Source organism: Nostoc sp. FACHB-152 (genome assembly GCF_014697475.1).
In the GTDB taxonomy this organism is placed as follows: Bacteria; Cyanobacteriota; Cyanobacteriia; order Cyanobacteriales; family Nostocaceae; genus Nostoc_B.
In genome coordinates this window covers 315992-334164 of sequence record NZ_JACJRV010000002.1, presented here as the reverse complement: position 1 = coordinate 334164, position 18173 = coordinate 315992, and the positions used below count along the sequence as shown (strand labels likewise).

Below are 18173 nucleotides of genomic sequence, written 5' to 3'. Positions count from 1 at the left end.
GGTAAAACTTGAACCTCTGATGGTGAAACTTGAGCTTCTAAGGCTGAACTTTGAACCTTTGAAGGCTTAAGGGGATCAAAATGCTATTAGTCAATTTTATCAGACTTGTGTGTACACGGTAGCCGCGTCGGGCAGAGGTAGGGAGAGGGATTTTTTAGTGTAATCGAATTCACGTTAAAACTAGCTCGAAGTCAAAAAAACTATTACTTAGCTTCAGTGTGCTATGTGTAGGGTGCTGCTGAAGTCTACTCTTCGCTGCTCCTTGCTTTGACAGAGCTAGTCTCAGTATATAGCCTGATACTTGCTGGCTACATAATTAACTGAAAATCCTTCTTTTGGTATTGGCGTAATTTGAGTTACATCATTATTATCGTGTTAGTATTTACATCTAGAATCAAGACTACTTGCGTTTCAATAAATATTATGCTCAAAAATACTTATGAGGCGCTAAATTCTGAAGACGATAAAATAAGTCAATAATTTATTTATCAAGGAGCGAGAGTTTTTGCATCATACAAAGTAACACGCTGAGATAGGAAAAATTTAGCCATTCCCCTCATAATGAGAGCCACTATTCAAGAAAATCAGTGTTTAATTCTCATTGTTGACGATGAACCATCCATGCGAACGTTACTACGACTTTATTTGGAGGAAGTAGGGTATCAAGTAGCAGAAGCCAACAATGGTACAGAGGCTTTAAGTATTTTTCAGCAAGTGCGCCCCGATCTTATACTTCTTGATGCCCTCATGCCAGATATGGATGGGTTCGAGTTCTGCGATAAGTTGCGGTCTTTTGATTTTAGCAACCACACTCCAGTTTTAATGATTACAGGTCTTGAAGATCAAGAATCAGTTGACCGTGCATTTCAATTAGGTGTCGTAGATTATTTGATTAAACCTATTCAATGGACAACCTTGCGACAACGGGTAAAAATGTTGATTCAGCAATCGCAGCTACAGCAAAAACTTGTTATTGCTAATCAACAATTGCAACAATTAGCTAATGTTGATAGTTTAACTCAAGTAGCTAACCGCAGACACTTTGAAGAGTATCTCTCTGTTGAATGGCAGCGCATGATCCGAGAGCAACAGCCTATTTCTATTATTCTTTGCGACATTGATTTTTTCAAATTTTACAATGATACTTATGGTCATCTTTTAGGGGATAGCTGCCTTTTTCAGATTGCCCAAGCTATTAAAAATGTTGTTCAGCGTCCTACCGATTTAGTAGCTCGTTATGGTGGGGAAGAATTTGTAGTAATTTTGCCTAATACAAACAAGCAGGGAGCAACTCAAATTGCTCAGAAAATTTGTTTTGCTGTGCGCTCGCTTGCTATTCCCCATAAGAGTTCATCAGTGAGTTCTTGTGTCACCATAAGTTCTGGTTTGTCTACAGTCATTCCTCAAATTGATTCTAGTTTTGAAGCAATAATTATGGCAGCAGATCAAGCATTGTATGGAGCAAAGGCAAAAGGACGAGATTGTGTTCAATGGACTGCGCCAGGAAATTGGGTTTTTACCCAAAAAAAAACCAGAATTCTGAATTGTAAACAGTTCAATAACTAAAGTGATTTTCAATGCTCTAATCATCCAGGCGATCGCACTCAAGATATAGCAGGCAATAGGGAATAGGCAATAGGCAATAGATTTGTTTGGCTCTCCTACACGGGTTGCTATATTGAGTTACGTTGAGTATGAAATTCACAAATTCCAATACAGAAAAACATCAAGGACAGGCAAAAGCCCATCCTTAAGTTATCAAAATTAACCTTAACGTTGAACTAATACTAAAGTCCCTGGCGTTGTCCAACTGTATAGCTTACGCGCCTGCTTAACTGGCAAATTTACGCAACCGTGGCTGACGGGAGTGCCAAATCGGTTATGCCAATAAGCACCATGAATCGCATAGCCTTCATAAAAATACATTGCATAAGGCACATCAGGAATGTCGTAGCCCTGACCCCGCATTCTATTAGTGCGATACTTTGACTGAATACGAAATCTACCAACGGGTGTAGGGGTGGCTCGTTTGCCTGTAGATACGCGGAACGAATAAACTAGCTTTTTGCCTTCCCATGCACGTAAGCGTTGCTGGGATAAATCAATTTCAATCCGCCGAGGTTGTGAAACTTGCCGACTGTCAGATATTTTGAAGCTTTTGTTATTGACTGACGCTGCTGTTGCAATCACAGAGTTGGGATCAGCCGTTGTCGGTAACGACGAAGAAAAAAAAGTCGCTAACAGCAATGCTATACCTGTCAAAAAATTCCCTGAGCGACGAAGTCCAACACTACGAATCCGGGTTTGCATTATGCATCACCTTTTAACAACAAAAAAATATGTTGTAGTTTTCAGAACTACAAATTTTCAAACTAATTCCCTGTTGTTTGTGGAAAATCTACACGGCTCATCCAATAACGTCTATTAATACCAGTATTATCTATGACAAAGTAAGCTGCTACGTACTAAGGTTGGATTTTGTAAGTAGGTCTAAAGGGATAAGATAGGGTTTTCCGCCTTTAGACTCAGAAGTATTTCTACCTTTGTATCTAGCTTAAATGTGCCTTTTACTGCTTGCGATTTCTAGACTTGGTTTGTGATTTGAGATAGTGCAAACTTGCTTGGCTCGATATTTGCACTTGTAATTTTCCACAGGATTTACGCAGTATGATGTGGGCTGACTACAGTAATCTAGTCTGCTATTCCTTACTTCAAGTTAAATTGTTGCGATTCCGGAGCCGACTCTAGTAATATCTTGATTTGTTGTTATAGCAGTAAACAGTTCACTAATAACTGTTTACTGTTTCTTTTTGTTTATATAGCAGTCGAAGTAAAGGTTAGGACACAAGCTAATCAACAAACGAAGCTTTCAAAGCTATTCCCTGCTATAAATTTTTTGCTAGTCTATTTATGAATGATTACGGCTGTTCCTAGTGATGCCCAGTTGAATAACCATTTGGCATGATTAGGAGCAACATTTATGCAACCATGACTGACTGGTGTACCAAATTTTTTATGCCAGTAGGCTCCGTGAATTCCGTAGCTACCTTGGTAATACATTGTATAAGGGACTTTGGCAACATCATAGTCTCTACCGCGCATCCGAGCAGATTTGTACTTGGATTGAATTTTAAAACTACCAACACGCGTCGGAGTAGTCCTTTTACCTGTGGAAATAGCCACTGCGTAAACTCGTTTTTTTCCTTCCCAAGCGATTAGCCTTTGTGTTGAGAGATTAACTTGAATCCAACGTTGGTCTGATTTTTGTAGAGTTTGGATAGTTTGTTTAATTGTCGCGGTTTTTGCACTTGCGGCTGTACTTGTTGCAATGCTAATTACACTTAAAGATATTGCTGCACTTAGAACAATTTTTTTTAAGTGACGCATCGGCTCAGAATTAATCAGGCTTTTCATAATCTATTGCACTCTAAGAGTCTAGGGAATTATTTTCCTTTTTACTTTTTAGCCTATGACTTCATTAAGTGTGTATTTTGCTACGCTAATTGCTGCATTAGCTGACTTGTATTTTGGGCGATCGCTTGCCAATTTTCTGCCGCTACCAGTTTCTGGGGAAACAATTCACTGCTTAAACCAACAGCCACAGCCCCCGCTTGGATAAAGTCTTGGGCATTATCTAATCTTACCCCACCTGTAGGAATGACAGGAATATGCCCCAGTGGCCCTTGTAAACTCTTGATATAACTGGCTCCCCCCACTGCTTGCACAGGAAAGACTTTCACACAACTAGCTCCTTGATGCCAAGCACTAACAATCTCTGTAGGAGTCAACGCCCCAGGAATTATCGGCACATCTTTTGCTACTGCTGCGGCAATCATTGCACCATCAACATAGGGTGAAAATAAGAATTGCGCTCCTGTGGCGATCGCATCTTTTAACTGCTGCACGTTGAACAGCGTACCTGTACCAATTATGCAATCTGGCAATTTTAAGCGTAGTTTAGCGATTAATTCTGCGGCGCGATCGCTATTCCAGGTAATTTCTATTAGCTGCATTCCTCCAGATGCTACCGCCATTGCCATCTGTTCGCCTATTTCCATTTTTGACGCACGGATGACAGCGATCGCTCTGTTTTTTCGCAACTGTGATAACCAAACTTGATTAGACATTCTCACTGGGACTTGAAACAAGGCATTGAAATCTTCATTACCAGCGTGACACATGAAAAAGCACGGGGGAAGGGAGCAGGGGAGAGGTTTTGAGGTGATGCACTTAATAAGCTATTCAGCACCTAATTTGCAGTGTAGACCGCAGGGGCGCAGAGGAGCAGGGGAGAGAAATTGACGTTTTTCCTTAAATTAACGTGAGTTCGATGAACCTCTCCCCAACCCCTCTGTCTTGAAAAGTTTTGCGCCGGGAAACCCGTCCAACGCACTGGCTCAACTTTTCGCTCCGACGCGGAGAGGGGCTAAAACATTGTGATATTTCAACTAAAGATAAGGGTTTCAAAGCCTCTCCCCCACAGGGGGAGAGGTTTGGAGAGGGGTTTTTTAGCTCCGTCGAACTCACGTTAAATTAATAATGTGCAAGTTAAATGCCTAATAGCTTACTAGCCAGAGATCGCATCAAAAAGATTAGGGATTGCCTGTTGCATCAAGCTATGCCATATTTAAAATACACCACTAAACCAGTCGAATTACCGTATTTAACTTTCATAACTTTCAGGAGTAGTAAAAATGACAATCGCGCCACAGAACACAGTATCCTTAACTATCAGTATGGATAATTCTCAAAGCGTTAATCAAGACCTGTGGCGACCTGTGCGACTGGTTAAAATATCTCTCCAGCGTCTATGGTGGCACACTAAAGGCTACGGCATAGTTTTTAGCATCATGCTTTTAACGTTGATGAGTTTGATTTTCGTGAGTATTCATTGGTCTTCCCGCAAGCTGTTGATAGTTCCAACACAGCAAGATGAATTAGATTTAGAGAGTAGCAAGTGAGCCAACCAACAAAGCTGCGAGTTATATCTTACTTAGCTCCCAATTGGTTCTGGTTTTACGAAGCAATACTGACTTATTTAGGTCGTGTGTTGGGAATTGAAACTCAGTTTCACCAAAGCAAATATGATCCACTAGCAGATCCCATACTATTAACAGATCAACTAGACTTAGCGTTTATTTGTGGATTACCTCTAGTTAGATCTAGTCCAGTCGTGACATTACAACCTGTAGTTGCTCCCGTCATGGAAGCACCACGTTATCAAAACCGTCCGATTTACTTTACGGATGTGATTGTCCATGCTGAGAGTCATCTGTTCAGTTTTGCAGATTTAGCAGGTAAAACCTTTTGTTATAACGACCCTGGATCTAACAGTGGCTACAATTTGATCCGACATCGATTATTACAAGGCGGACACCCGAAAAACTTTTTTGCCCAGACAATTCAATCAGGCTTTCACCAGCGTTCAATTCGTTGGGTAGTAGAAGGGCTGGCAGATTGTGCAGGTATTGATAGTGTAGTGTTAGAGCAGGAACTACGGGAAAGTCCTGATTTATCTCATTATCTGCGCGTGGTGGAAGTAATCGGGCCATGTCCAATGCCTCCTTTGGTAGCAAATCAGCATCTAGATAAATTGCTAACTCAGCAGATTCAAGCGGCTCTGCTTCATCCAGATGCAGAACTACAAACGGCAATGAAACAAGTTGGTGTGAGACGTTTTGCGGCTGTAGATTTATCAGAATATGAGGCGATCGCTACAATCTACAATACTGCAATCAAGGCTGGATATGAGGCGATCAGCTAGCGATCGCCTGATTTAGCACAATAGCTTTTATCCTCTGGTTGAGACAGCAATTGCATACATCTGACTTTGCTTTTCGCTGCGCCATAGGGCATCTCGATATATTTGCTCAAATAAGACTCTTTGAGCATGGCTACCACCGATTCTATGCAATAGTGGCAATACAGTTTTTAATTGGAATTTAGCTGTTGAATAGTCACCTTGAGCATGAGCAACCATCCCTCTAGCAGCCGGAATCGCAATTTCTAACCAGTTCTGACGCAAGTATGGATTCACCATTAGTGCATGATTTTGCATACTGCGCTGCATTTGGTTCACCCAGTCAGATTTTCTAGCTCTAGCTAAGGCATAGATGTAGTGCAAATCTTGGAAAGGCAAAGCGTGTTCGTCAATACGTGCATAAAGATAATCACTTAAATTTTGCCAGCGATCGCCCACATCAACACCACGCAATTCTAACCTTAACAACAATGCGATCGCCCCTACCTGATCTTTGGGAGATTCTTTTCTCGCCTTACCCCACACATGAGTATCGTATAGACTCAATACTTTTTGTGCATCGCCTCGCTCTAGATAGTAAAGAGCTATATGCCACCAATTGTGTGTATACAGCATAGAGTTGCAGTTTTCCCAAGTATCAGCAAGGCTTTCCATCCAAGCGATGCCCTCATCTACTCTGCCTTGGGTTTCCATGACATGGGCAACTGCATGATGCGCCCAAGGATCGCGACGATTGATTGCAGTTGCTTTTCGACCCATTGCTTCGGCTTTTTCTAGTTGATGGCATTGTTCTAAACCAAACGCAACCATACCATAGAGATAATGATTTTCTTGATTAGCTCTTAGAACCTGTTGAGCAATATTGAGCAATCTTTCTTTATCACCTAAATAGAAGTAGTGATACTGTCCCTGCTGCACAGAAATCAGGTCACGAGGATAGTTACGCGCTATTTCTTCATGTAATGCGATCGCTTGATCAATAGCTCCCATCGCCCAAGCTGCGATCGCTTGGATATACAACCGTTCTCGTTTCGTTATTCCTACTAAATTACATTGAGCCGCTTTTAGTAATGGTCTAACTTGTTTCCAAGCCTGAGCATTTTCTTGAGTTAGGTAATAGGCCGCCGCATAGGCATAAACCATTGCACAGCCCGGATCTGCCTTCACACCTTTGAGAATTACAGTTTCAGCATCTTTGCCATAACTCAGAGATTGATCTATAAACTGGTTGATAGCAGCGATCGCTTCTGGTGAGTCTGTTGTAACATCAAGTCCTTGCGCGTCTTTTAGCATTGTTTATTCCTGGCTTAAGTATGAGCAATGGGGGTTAAACGCTTATCAACCCGCCAAACTTCTGAGTCAACAATTAAACACCACTAAATCGACTAATTTACCGTATTTACCTGAGTATGTCATAACTGGGGTTGAAATTGCAAGACCATGCTCAAGACAAAACAGGTAATGCCATTGGTGTAGCTGATGGCATTACCTGTTTTGGCATGAATAAGCTAATCAGCATTTAAGCTGCACTATTGAAATTGTGAATAAATAACTTAAACCATCTCCTCTGCCCCCCTGCGGTCTAAACTGCAAATTAGGTGCTTAACAGCTTACTTGGGAAAGTAGATGGTTTGTGTGAACTTGGTCGCAATGTAGTTCGTCGTGTTTCAAATAATTTATTGGCAATTCCGAAATCGCTTGTAAGTTCTGTGTAGTTGTTTTAATGAATTAATTCGTGAGAACTTTTTTAACTATGCAAGCAAGAAATTTAATTGCTTCATTAGCATTAGGTATGACGTTAACAGCAATACCTGTAATCCCTTCTTATGCCCAAGAAAAAACACCAAACTTGTACAATCTCAGTGGTTATAATTCCAGAGGGCAGCAAGTCAAAGTCAATTACTCAGCGTCAAGCCTTACTGGAAAGCCGCATTTCCATTATGAAGACAAAGAACAAAAATTAGATTTTGCCGGAGATCAAATCCAAACTACAGAATCAGAAATTGGCACATTAGTGACTGTAATTATCCGCCGAACAGTCGATACTGGTTCCACAACATTTAGTTTGCTTTTACCCCGGATAAATCTTAGACAAGCCAATAATGCCAAGATTGAAACTTATGGCATTACAACAACTAACCGTTTTTCTGTAATTCCGCAATTTAACCAAGGGCAAACACAGACTTATCAACTTACCCCGTTGAAAGGTACAGCTGAATTTGTCTTCTTTTAAGTAAATTCCTAATTGAAGTGTGGCTTTGCTGCACACAAGTTGCTTTACAAAAGAGAATTAATCAGCTGCTCCATATTTAATTTGCATATTGAATGATGTTGAGGGTTGACTGTTAAATGTAGAGAGTCAACCCTCAACAGTCAAAACCTCTATGAAGTGATTATGCAATAAATGTATGTTTCAGCTTATCAACGGCTTTATGTCTCAGGAACATTTCGCTCAAGGAGATAAAACTTGTGAAACCTATTTTAAACAAGCTTACAGTGCTTACGGTTGGCTTCGTTGGGTCACTTTTATGGGGAGCAACCAGCGTTTTAGAAAATCAAAATGCTCTTGCTCAAGTAGGAGGAATTTTTATAAAAAACGAACTATCAAACACGTGCATTGATGTACAAGGGCAGCCTGGCGCAGTTAATGGCGCGCAGTTGCAAATTTATACTTGTGAACTATCTGGAGTTAGCTCTCTTGGTAGAACCACAGATCAGAAATGGGAATTTATTCGTGGGGGATTTATCAGAAACGTATTATCCAACAAATGTATTGATGTACAAGGACAACCTGGTATTACTAATGGTGCGCGATTGATACTTTCTGATTGCGAACTATCTGGATTTAGCTCTCTTGGTAGTGCCACAGATCAAAGGTGGGAATACATTGGTGCAGGATTTCTGAGGAATGGATTATCCAACAAATGCATAGATGTAGAAGGACAGCCTGGTTCGCGTAATAGTACACGATTGATACTTTCTGATTGCGAACTATCTGGATTGAGCTCTCTTGGTAGAACCACCGATCAGAGGTGGGGATGGCAATCAAGCTTTTAAGAATTGTTGGTTGAGTGTAAATGCATAAGTCTTCCAGAGCTACACTCAACCAACAATTATTTAGAGGGTTAGCAAACTATAATTGCCGCTAGAAAAATTACAGCGTTTCTCGGTTGAGTACAGTACAAGTAGATAGGGGCGAGAGGAATGTACCTCAGTGGGATGAAAACTGCTGTATGTGTTTTTAATTGAATGAAATGGTATTAGCACGAGGATATTCAACATAAGAACGCGACAGCCACAGGCTGATTTTACTTAGGTTTTCTCGGCTATGTCTTCCCTTAGGGAGATTAAACTATTTAACACCATGCACCGTTAGCCAGATGGAAAAGAATTAAGAAATTCTTATGCTGAGTTGAGTAAGTGACTTCATTAAATATGTGTCATAAATATCAGTATTAGCTTACGCAGTAATGCTGACTAAGAACTCGTAAAATTCTGACTAACAAATAATTCTTATGCCAGACGCAACCATAACCAACCTCGTCGATGTGGTGCGTGAATTTGCATATCCGCTCACAGGTGCAGCCCAAGACTATGACCAATTGATGAACTTAATTGGTGATGCTCGTTTCGTTCTAATTGGTGAAGCTTCCCACGGAACTCATGAATTTTATCAACAACGGGCCGAAATTACTAAAAGACTAATTCAAGAGAAAGGCTTTACGGCGGTAGCAGTAGAAGCAGACTGGCCTGATGCTTATCGTGTGAATCGTTATGTGCAGGGTGTTAGTCATGACCAAACACCAGAAGCAGCATTGGCTGGGTTTCGACAATTTCCTGCCTGGATGTGGCGAAATATTGATGTTTTAAACTTTGTCTACTGGCTACGTGAATATAATGATAAGTTGCCGAGAGATAGAATGAAAGTTGGCTTCTATGGGCTAGATTTGTACAGTATGTATAGCTCTATAGACGCAGTTATTGAATACCTCGATCGCATTGACCCAGAAGCAGCAAATCGCGCTCGTCAGCGTTACTCATGCTTAGAGCATTTTGGTGAAGACACTCAAAATTATGGGTATGCTACTGGTCTGGGACTAGCCCAACCCTGTGAGGAAGAAGTCATCAATCAGCTGCGGGAACTACAAAACCGGACAAACGAGTACTTTCACAAAGATGGTTGTTTGGCGGCGGATGAATATTTTTACGCCGAACAGAATGCGCGCCTAGTGAAAAATGCTGAGATGTATTATCGCACAATGTTCCACGAACGGGAATCATCTTGGAATATACGCGATCGCCATATGGCAGAAACTCTAGACCAACTAATAGCCCATTTTGATCAGCAAGGACAACAAACCAAAATTGTTGTTTGGGAACACAACTCTCATCTAGGAGATGCAAGAGCAACTGATATGAAAAGAATGGGTGAACTAAATGTTGGTCAGTTAGTGCGTGAACGCTATGGTAATGATGCAGTGTTAATTGGGTTTAGTACATATACTGGTACAGTTATTGCTGCTTCTCATTGGGGAGGAAGCGCCGAACTCAAGCAAGTTCGCTCTGCTTTACCAGAAAGTTACGAAGCAGTATTTCATCAGACTGGAATAACACAGTTTTTATTAATCTTAAGAGGTGCGCATCCTGCCATTGAAGCTCTCAAAAAAAACCGCCTACAAAGAGCAATTGGTGTAATTTACCGACCAAAAACTGAGCGCGTCAGCCATTATTTTGATGTTTGTCTTCCTGACCAATTTGATGCCCTAATTCATATTGATGATACTAAAGGCGTTCAACCTTTAGACCGAATCAAGTATAAAGAAATGGGTGAACCACCAGAGACTTTTCCTTCTGGAGTTTAAAAGTATTGAAGTATAAGTTTGAAAATTTATTTTTTAGTTTCCTGCATTTTGACCAATGACCTCAAGCTATGAAAAAAAACCTAGGGCATTTAAGAATAGGAAAACGTTTAGCGCGAAATTGGTGGACACTCGCATTGCGGGGAATACTTGCTATCATATTTGGTTCAGCCGCGCTATTTTGGCCAGAATTTACTTTGCCAATATTAGTATTTTTATTTGCTGCTTTTGCCCTGGGTGGTGGAATATTATTAGCGATCGCTGCATTGAAACATCTAAACAATATTCACGGATGGTTTTTGTTAATCGAAGGGGCAATTGGTATTGCAGCCGGAGTTCTGCCTTTTATTTGGCCAGATATTACTGCATTAGTTCTGCTTTATCTAACAGCAGCTTGGGCAATTATCACTGGCATTTTTGAAATTATTGCAGCCAATTATGTACGACGAGAAGTTGAAAATGAATGGTTACTGGTAGGAGCCGGTATTGCATCCATCGTCTTTGGTATTTTATTAGTTATTTGGCCTTTGGCTGAAACGATGAATATTGTATGGATAATTGCGGCTTATGCTATTTTCTTTGGCGTTGTTATGTTGGTTTTTGCTTTACGGCTAAAGAAGTGGGGTGAGCAACTTAAGCTGCTATAGGAATGGCAATAGGCAATAGTATTTTAAGTAGTGGATTGTCTAGACTAAAGTAGTACATAAATATAACTTTTATGGTGGGGCTTCTAGCCCATCCCACAAGAGATTCATAATGCAACATTTTAGCCTTGTCACTAAAAGACCAATACCTTTAGGTTAAGGGGGAAAGGGGAAGGGTAAAAAGTAGAAGAAAACCTTTAACCCTTACCCTTTAACCTTTTCCCAAAACTAGATTACAAGTTAAAAATGCTTAAACGAACAGTATTGACTAAAAGACTTTCAACCCTATTGCCTGTCAATACCTTTCGGTTAAAGGGGAAAGGGGAAGGGTAAAAAGTAGAAGAAAACCTTTATCCCTTACCCTTTAACCTTTTCCCAAAACCAGATTACAAGTTAAAAATGCTTAACCGAAAAGTATTGTATTGCCTGTTGCCTACTGTAAAGAATCATTCCCACTCTTGAAAGTTACCGCTAGTGTTGCGAAGTAGGTTATTAAGTTGGGTGCGGCGAGTTTCAAAGTTAGCAGCTATGTAAATTAGGGCAATGCCCACTAGTAAGCCAATAATCCATTTTAAAAAGGGATAACTTAAGCTGAGAATTACTAATTGATAGACACTAGTAATTAAAAGAGTGGCTGTACCAATATAAAGAAAAGCCCGAATTCTTAAAGCTAGTCCGGCAAAAATAGCGATGAGGCTAAAAATTCCGGGGATGAAAGGTAGATGTTGATGAAATAAAATTGCCCATCCACAAATTAAACCGCTACCTAAAAGCCTTAATGTATGCCGAGATGCTTTATATTCAGGCAGTCTTAGTTGAGTATCGACTTGGGCAATGTACAGTAGGGATAAAGCGATCGCGCCAACATACCATAAACTATCTATCAGGCGTAAATCATAAAACCATTTAAACAACGCCCAATCAATTAAGGCAACGCTGATATAGCTAACGCGAATATTATCACTCACCTTGGATAGGATGATATAAAACACTGCTGCAAGTACCAAAGTAATCGAGTAAACTTGCAGTCTGGTTTCCCACAGAATTACTAACGGCAGAATATATGCGGCGAGTTGCCAAGGTTTTTTTGACCAACCCCAATTTTCCCAGGGTAAGCTGTATAAAAAGTAAGCTATTAAACAAGCGATCGCACCATTCCAAGGTACTAACGACCCAGTTATCAACTGCCCGACGGCGGTTTCTCGCCAATACACTCTCATCCCGGCTAATTCTAATAAACCGAGGTAAACCCACATATCTTCTATGCTAATTCTGCCAAAAACAGGCGGCAGATAATCAGCAGAACGCCGTCCTTGCATGATGGCATAAATAATTAATAATCCACCTGTACCCAATCCCACCAAACGGTTGTTTTGAATCGGCAGACTAATAGCGGCCATTAATAGTAGACTACTCCAAGCCCAATGAAGATGAGCAATGCCTTTAATTTCTTGCAAGGTAAGGCGCAAGTATTGACTCAACCAAGGAGCTAACCTGCTGTAAACTAACATGATGCTTGTACCCAAGGCTGACATCGCAATCAAACCATCACCTATTGCGCCTCCCTTTGCTTGAGACATTTGATAGAACAAGAGTTCGTAGGCAGAAATTGATACGCCGATAATTCCTAAGTAAAGTAGGGGTTTAAAGTCTGGGTGTCTTCTACCTACACCGATGACGATTAACGCTACACCCAAGGTAAATAAACCTGTGGTTTCGGTAAAACTATTCAACCGCAGTAAGACACTAAATGCGCCATACATTAATGGCAAAATGTGCAAACTGCTAGGAAGCCTTTCGGAATGAGATCTGCGTCGCCACCATTCCCCTAAAAGCTGAGTACATAAACCTAAGGCGATATTTGCGATCGCCACTCGAATTATAGAGCGTTCTCCAAAGCCTAGCACCTCGGCAATTAACAGTTCTACACACCAACCAATGCCGTAAAATGCCCAGTTTGTCGGTTCGCGCCAACTCCGATAAACAATTGCACTCAAGGTAATAGCTATAGCAACTAGATACCATAATCCTGGTGCAACGGCTCCCTGATAAACTAACGTTGAGTGTAGTGTCAGCATTGCTAACTCAACACTACATAAAGCGATCGCCCATTTATCACTAGCATCTGCATAGATAACTGCTAACTCGTTCTCACGTCGCTGTAATACTGTTCGCGCTAACCATAAACTTAAAGTAGCGATCGCACCTACTACAAACCACCCAGCCACAGCTAGGCGGGGTAATCCCGGTATTCCTCGCCACAGCAACGCCTCCAGCAAACTCAATCCTAAACCGATGGTGAATCCCGCCGTTGGTTGATTCCTTAAATAGCGTGTGTTGGCATACATCACTCCCGTACCCACAGCCAAACCAATTAATCTCGTTTCCAGTACTGGGAGAGTGAGAAACTGTGCCATTACTACAGCTAACAGACTTAAGAAACTTCGAGTATTACGACGTTGTGCAGTGGTACGACTCGCTAAAACTGTTAGCGTTAACGGCGTAATTAACCAAATCGCTCCCCAATTTTCTTGCTTAGGATTTACACCATACCAAGCAGATTCGAGAGTTACCGCCAACAGCACAAAACTTAAAATAGATAGTCCTAAGCCAATATGCCATGCACTCCGTTGCCATACACTATTGCCAAGACTGAATATCCATTCTGCAACCATCACCGCTAATACAATACCTGCCCACAGGTAGTTAGGTAAATTCGGCAATAGGCAATCAATGGTAGAAAACAATGCCAGCACGCCGATAAAGTGCGTCAGGTAAATCAGAGGCGTGGGGGATGGTGAACGGCGTTTAGTGACAACAGCCAGGGTAATTGTAGAAAAAACTAAATTCAGCGATCGCAATGTAGGATTGACTGTGGAGATTGTCGTTAAAGCAGTACCAAATAATAAAGCTAGTGCTTCACCAAAATCAGCTAAATCTCGTTTTTCAGAACGACGCAAGCGATCGCACAACGCCAACATCAATATTAAATATGGAAATAACGCCACACTCAGCAACGCCCAAGGTTCATTTTGTGCTTTGGTGAGATAAATACCAGTTGCGATCGCCCATTGTTGCATTCCCGCAGGTACTAACCGCCAACCCAGCCAAATCGACTGTAAACCGATTGTGAAAATGACTGCTAAGTCAAATTGAAGATTATATCTCTGCAAATGTTGACTGACGTACCACAAAGCCAAACCACTCACAGCCAAAGCTTGCCAAGGATAATCTACTACCGCTACAGCCCAACCCAGAAACAGTAAGATACTACCCAACAGTTCCCAAGGTAACGAGAGGCTTTGCTCCCCCGCTCCCCTGCTCCCCTGCCTCTCCTGAGCCAACCAATTAATCAACCAACCGCAAATCCCTATCGCTAACCCCAGTTGATTTACATTCACTCCAGCAACAAAAATTGCCCGTGATAGTAACAATATGAGTGAATAAACAATGACAGTGACAAATAAACTTTTACTGATGTTGCTGCGTTGTTCACCTTGATTTTCTGGGATTGTGGGTGGTCGCTGGCGATTGTGAAAGATGGTAATAATAGTTGTGCCGATCATCGCTGCATACACAGCAATTAAGGGGAAATTTGGTAATTGCCAACCCCAATGCAGATAACTCAACGCCAGAATATTGATGAGTGGTAATCTTCTGGTGCGGGAGTTGGGTAAAACTGTGCGATTGTCGCAGAGTAAAACTGTAATAATTGTGAGGATAGGAGCAGCGATCGCAACTGCCAATAAATTCACAGGATTCTGCCACAACCCGAAGCTATCCATTGCCCAAAAGTTCACAGGCACGAGAAATAGAGTCACAATCAGCAATGTCTGAGTTGTTAATCTTAGGTTATCTTGCCTACCAGTCCAAAAACTCAAGCCCCAAAAAGTGAGAGTATAAGCAAATAGCACTCCATACTGTCCGGCTGCGGGAAATCTTTCCCACTGGCTTGCTGCTAACACCCCAGAGGACAGCACTACTAAAAACACGCCTAAAAAAAGCAGCCAACGCACGCTTAATTCTTCCCCTAGAGATTGCAACATTCTCGTTACAAAGTTGGGTTGAGTCGCTTTTTGTGGCTGTGGTGGTAAAGAAGCAATTAGTGGTCTTTCTGGCTGTCTCGTAGTTGCAACCGCTACCTGTGGTTCTTGCTGAGTTTGCGGTTGTAACACAACTGTACAAGTCAGAAATTCGCGGCACAACTGCCTAACTTGGGCATCAGATATCAAACCTAAACGCAGCCATAAATCTAAGCCTTCGAGTAATTGGGGATGAGATGATGGCAGCGTCAGATGAATTTTTAACGGGCGCTCCGGAGATGATGACATAAGCGGCAGCCGTGTGAGTATATACTTAAAATCTTGTCTTGGGAAAAGTATATTTTGGCTTAGGTTATGCCAGTTAGGGGAGCTATCTCTAGAATGTTTTAATACCAATTTCCATAAATATGAAACCCATAGCAGCCAATAGGCAACAGGGAATAGGTTTGAAAGTCAGTGTCTATATTCTATGATTAGTGCTTGTCCTAACCTTTACTTCGACTGCTATATCTTTTTGTAGAGACTTAGCAATGCTACGTCTCTACATGATGTATGTGTATCGGGTTGTGCGTGAAATGGTATAAGGTAGCAGTGGCTGGATAGCTCTTCAGAGGCTTTTAAGCCTGTTCCCTGCTATAGTTCTAGTGTTATAGCAATAGCCAAAGCATATACAGCAGATTGCAGGTAAATGAAGTACAGATTTTAAGAACAAAGCCATATACTAGAAGACTTTTAACCCTATTGCCTGTCGCCTGCTATCACCTATCACCTGCTATAAACTTTTTTGCTCTTGATAACGCTGTTTAAACTGCTGTTGCCGTATTTTATGATCCACGATAGGTTCAGGATAACCAACAGCACGACGCTCTAAAGGAGTAATTTTACCAGTTACTAAATATTCTGTATCTATAGATCGTAATTCTGGCAACCATCGCCGGATGTATTCGCCATCAGGATCGAATTTTTGTGCTTGACTAGCTGGGTTAAAAATTCGCACAGGTTTGGGATCCATCCCACTCGAAGCACTCCATTGCCAGCCGCCATTATTCGCCGATAAATCTGCATCGATGAGTTTTTGCATAAAATATTTTTCGCCCAATTGCGGACTGATGAGCAAGTCTTTGGTAAGGAAACTAGCCACAATCATCCGACAACGGTTGTGCATCCAGCCGCTTTCATTTAATTGGCGCATGGCTGCATCAACGATGGGGTAGCCTGTTCTACCTTCGCACCATGCTTGAAAATGTTCGTCGTTGGTTTCCCAAGGAAAGTTTTTAAAGGCTTCGCGGTAAGCACCCTCGGCTAATGCTGGAAAATGATACATAGCGTGTTGATAAAATTCCCGCCATGCTAGTTCTTGTTGCCAAGTGCGGATACTGGCTGCTGTTTCTTCACTGCGGCTATTTTCTTGCGCCTCAACAGTGGCTTGCCAGATGGTGCGAATGCCAATTGCACCAAATTTCAAAGCAGCACTCAATTGCGATGTGCCGTCAGCTGCTGGAAAGTTGCGCTGTTCTTGGTATTCGGTAATGGCTTTATCAGTAAATTCTGCTAATCTTTCTTGGGCGGCGGCTTCACCTGGTTGAATTACTAAGTCGCCAACTTCCCAAATAAATCCTAAATCTTTAGCTGTCGGTAATGCGATCGCACCTGTTTTTTTAGCAATTTCTTGTTCAGCTGCTGTTAGTCCTTCCGCCGCTTCCAAGTTCTCTACAGGTTTGGCTTTTGGCTTGCTACTCCAATTCTTCCAAAACGGACTATAAACCGTGTAAGGTGCATTGCCACCTGTGCGAATTTCTGTAGGGGAATGCAGAATTTGATCCCAATTTTCTTCCAGAAACTCAATACCTTTTTCTTTGAGTGCATCAATTATAGTGCGATCGCGGATTTGGGAATATGGTTCAACATCCCAATTCCAAAACACGGCTTTAGCATTCAAAGCTGCTGCTAACTCTGGAATTGCTTGTACAGGATCGCCATGAAGAATCAACAGTTGACTGCCAGCTTGGGCATATCGCTCTTGCAATGCCTGTAAGCAACCAATCATGTATGTTACTCTTGCAGGAGCAACATCATCACGTTCGAGAATATTGCGATCGAGGCAAAATACACCGACTACTTGAGGACTCTGCCTTCTTGCCGCAGCTAACCCGGTGTTATCAGAAATGCGTAAATCACGGCGATGCCAAAACAGAATTAACTCAGACATTCCATACCTTATAGTTCTCTTGTACTATGCTAAATCCTAGCAGTAATACCGTTTCACTTTAAGTTTGATAAAAATAGGCGGCAGGGGAGCCAGCGCGTTGGGCGCGTTTCCCGACTTGTAGCGACTGGCGTGAGCAGGGGAGCGGAGGAGCTTGAACTGTAACCTCTCCTCCGCTCCTGGGCTTACCACTGTACAAAGTTTGTGTGGTGAACTACTAGAGTTTAGTATTTTTACTCGGCACTCGACACTTTCAACTCAAAACGCAGCAGCCTAAAAGATAAAATTTTAGATTTCAGACTTCCTCTTTCTCTTGCTTTTCCTCTTTCGGTTGAATTTCACAAACCAGTTCATAGACTAAACTGTGTGGTGGCTCGGCAAATAAAGGCATCATTTTTTTTAAAATGTTTTGGTAAACTTCATTGTGGCTTGCCTCCATATCTTCGACACTCTCCCAAAAAATTATGGAGATGCCTTTATCGGTTCCTGGTTCTTGCAACAAATAGGCTCCTTTGAAACCTGTTGTATAAGTTGATACTGCTTCTTCATATATTTTTTTTGCGGCTTCAAATTTACCTGGTTTAAATTCTCCCATAACAACATGGCTAAATTGATGCCGAAGAAAATCTTGAAAATCCATAAAATTTTACTCCGTTTTTT

Annotated in this window: 14 protein-coding genes; 7 read left to right on the top strand and 7 right to left on the bottom strand. The window is 41.6% G+C overall.

Annotated features, from left to right (window positions below; all coding sequences use genetic code 11):
* Positions 1–561: 561 nt before the first annotated feature.
* The gene (locus H6G76_RS03505) at positions 562–1566 is read left to right on the top strand and encodes a PleD family two-component system response regulator (RefSeq protein WP_190695395.1); all 1005 of its coding nucleotides are present in this window, start codon (positions 562–564) and stop codon (positions 1564–1566) included.
* Positions 1567–1770: 204 nt separating this feature from the next.
* On the opposite strand, the gene H6G76_RS03500 is transcribed toward H6G76_RS03505, so the two are convergent.
* The 3 genes from H6G76_RS03500 to H6G76_RS03490 all read right to left on the bottom strand — a co-directional run bounded on the left by H6G76_RS03500 (position 1771) and on the right by H6G76_RS03490 (position 4127).
* Positions 1771–2310 carry a L,D-transpeptidase gene (locus tag H6G76_RS03500; protein ID WP_190695392.1) on the bottom strand — a complete coding sequence of 180 codons (540 nt, stop codon included), beginning with the start codon at positions 2308–2310 and terminating at the stop codon, positions 1771–1773.
* 594 nt (positions 2311–2904) lie between these two features.
* On the bottom strand, positions 2905–3414 hold the full coding sequence (locus H6G76_RS03495; RefSeq protein WP_190695388.1) for a L,D-transpeptidase: 510 nt from the start codon (positions 3412–3414) through the stop codon (positions 2905–2907).
* Positions 3415–3494: 80 nt separating this feature from the next.
* A complete protein-coding gene (locus H6G76_RS03490) occupies positions 3495–4127 on the bottom strand; it encodes a bifunctional 4-hydroxy-2-oxoglutarate aldolase/2-dehydro-3-deoxy-phosphogluconate aldolase (RefSeq protein ID WP_190695385.1) in 633 nt (210 codons plus the stop codon).
* Positions 4128–4694: 567 nt separating this feature from the next.
* Between H6G76_RS03490 and H6G76_RS03485 the strand changes: the two genes are divergently transcribed.
* Together H6G76_RS03485 and H6G76_RS03480 are read left to right on the top strand one after the other, a co-directional pair.
* A complete protein-coding gene (locus H6G76_RS03485) occupies positions 4695–4961 on the top strand; it encodes a hypothetical protein (protein WP_190695382.1) in 267 nt (88 codons plus the stop codon).
* Positions 4958–5764 (top strand): PhnD/SsuA/transferrin family substrate-binding protein, encoded by an 807-nt coding sequence (locus H6G76_RS03480; RefSeq protein ID WP_190695379.1) that lies wholly within the window; start codon positions 4958–4960, stop codon positions 5762–5764. Before H6G76_RS03485 ends, H6G76_RS03480 begins: the two co-directional genes overlap by 4 nt.
* 27 nt (positions 5765–5791) lie before the next feature.
* Here H6G76_RS03480 and H6G76_RS03475 read toward each other — a convergent pair whose 3' ends face one another.
* Entirely contained in the window at positions 5792–7054 is a 1263-nt protein-coding gene (locus H6G76_RS03475) for a tetratricopeptide repeat protein (RefSeq protein WP_190695376.1), read from the bottom strand.
* Positions 7055–7514: 460 nt separating this feature from the next.
* On the opposite strand from H6G76_RS03475, the gene H6G76_RS03470 reads away from it, so the two are divergent.
* The 4 genes from H6G76_RS03470 to H6G76_RS03455 all read left to right on the top strand — a co-directional run bounded on the left by H6G76_RS03470 (position 7515) and on the right by H6G76_RS03455 (position 11267).
* The gene (locus H6G76_RS03470; protein ID WP_199337233.1) at positions 7515–7994 is read left to right on the top strand and encodes a hypothetical protein; all 480 of its coding nucleotides are present in this window, start codon (positions 7515–7517) and stop codon (positions 7992–7994) included.
* A 236-nt stretch (positions 7995–8230) separates the two neighbouring features.
* On the top strand, positions 8231–8818 hold the full coding sequence (locus H6G76_RS03465) for an RICIN domain-containing protein (protein ID WP_190695373.1): 588 nt from the start codon (positions 8231–8233) through the stop codon (positions 8816–8818).
* A 458-nt stretch (positions 8819–9276) separates the two neighbouring features.
* Complete coding sequence (locus H6G76_RS03460) at positions 9277–10623, top strand: erythromycin esterase family protein (protein WP_190695370.1); 1347 nt, start codon at positions 9277–9279, stop codon at positions 10621–10623.
* Between the two features lie 68 nt (positions 10624–10691).
* Entirely contained in the window at positions 10692–11267 is a 576-nt protein-coding gene (locus tag H6G76_RS03455) for an HdeD family acid-resistance protein (protein ID WP_190695366.1), read from the top strand.
* Between the two features lie 443 nt (positions 11268–11710).
* On the opposite strand, the gene H6G76_RS03450 is transcribed toward H6G76_RS03455, so the two are convergent.
* The 3 genes from H6G76_RS03450 to H6G76_RS03440 all read right to left on the bottom strand — a co-directional run bounded on the left by H6G76_RS03450 (position 11711) and on the right by H6G76_RS03440 (position 18153).
* Positions 11711–15595 carry a DUF2157 domain-containing protein gene (locus H6G76_RS03450; protein WP_190695363.1) on the bottom strand — a complete coding sequence of 1295 codons (3885 nt, stop codon included), beginning with the start codon at positions 15593–15595 and terminating at the stop codon, positions 11711–11713.
* 484 nt (positions 15596–16079) lie between these two features.
* Complete coding sequence (locus H6G76_RS03445) at positions 16080–17516, bottom strand: deoxyribodipyrimidine photo-lyase, 8-HDF type (protein ID WP_190695358.1); 1437 nt, start codon at positions 17514–17516, stop codon at positions 16080–16082.
* A gap of 292 nt (positions 17517–17808) precedes the next feature.
* Positions 17809–18153: an antibiotic biosynthesis monooxygenase gene (locus H6G76_RS03440; RefSeq protein ID WP_190695355.1), complete on the bottom strand. Its 345-nt coding sequence runs from the start codon at positions 18151–18153 to the stop codon at positions 17809–17811.
* Between the last annotated feature and the right edge of the window lie 20 nt (positions 18154–18173).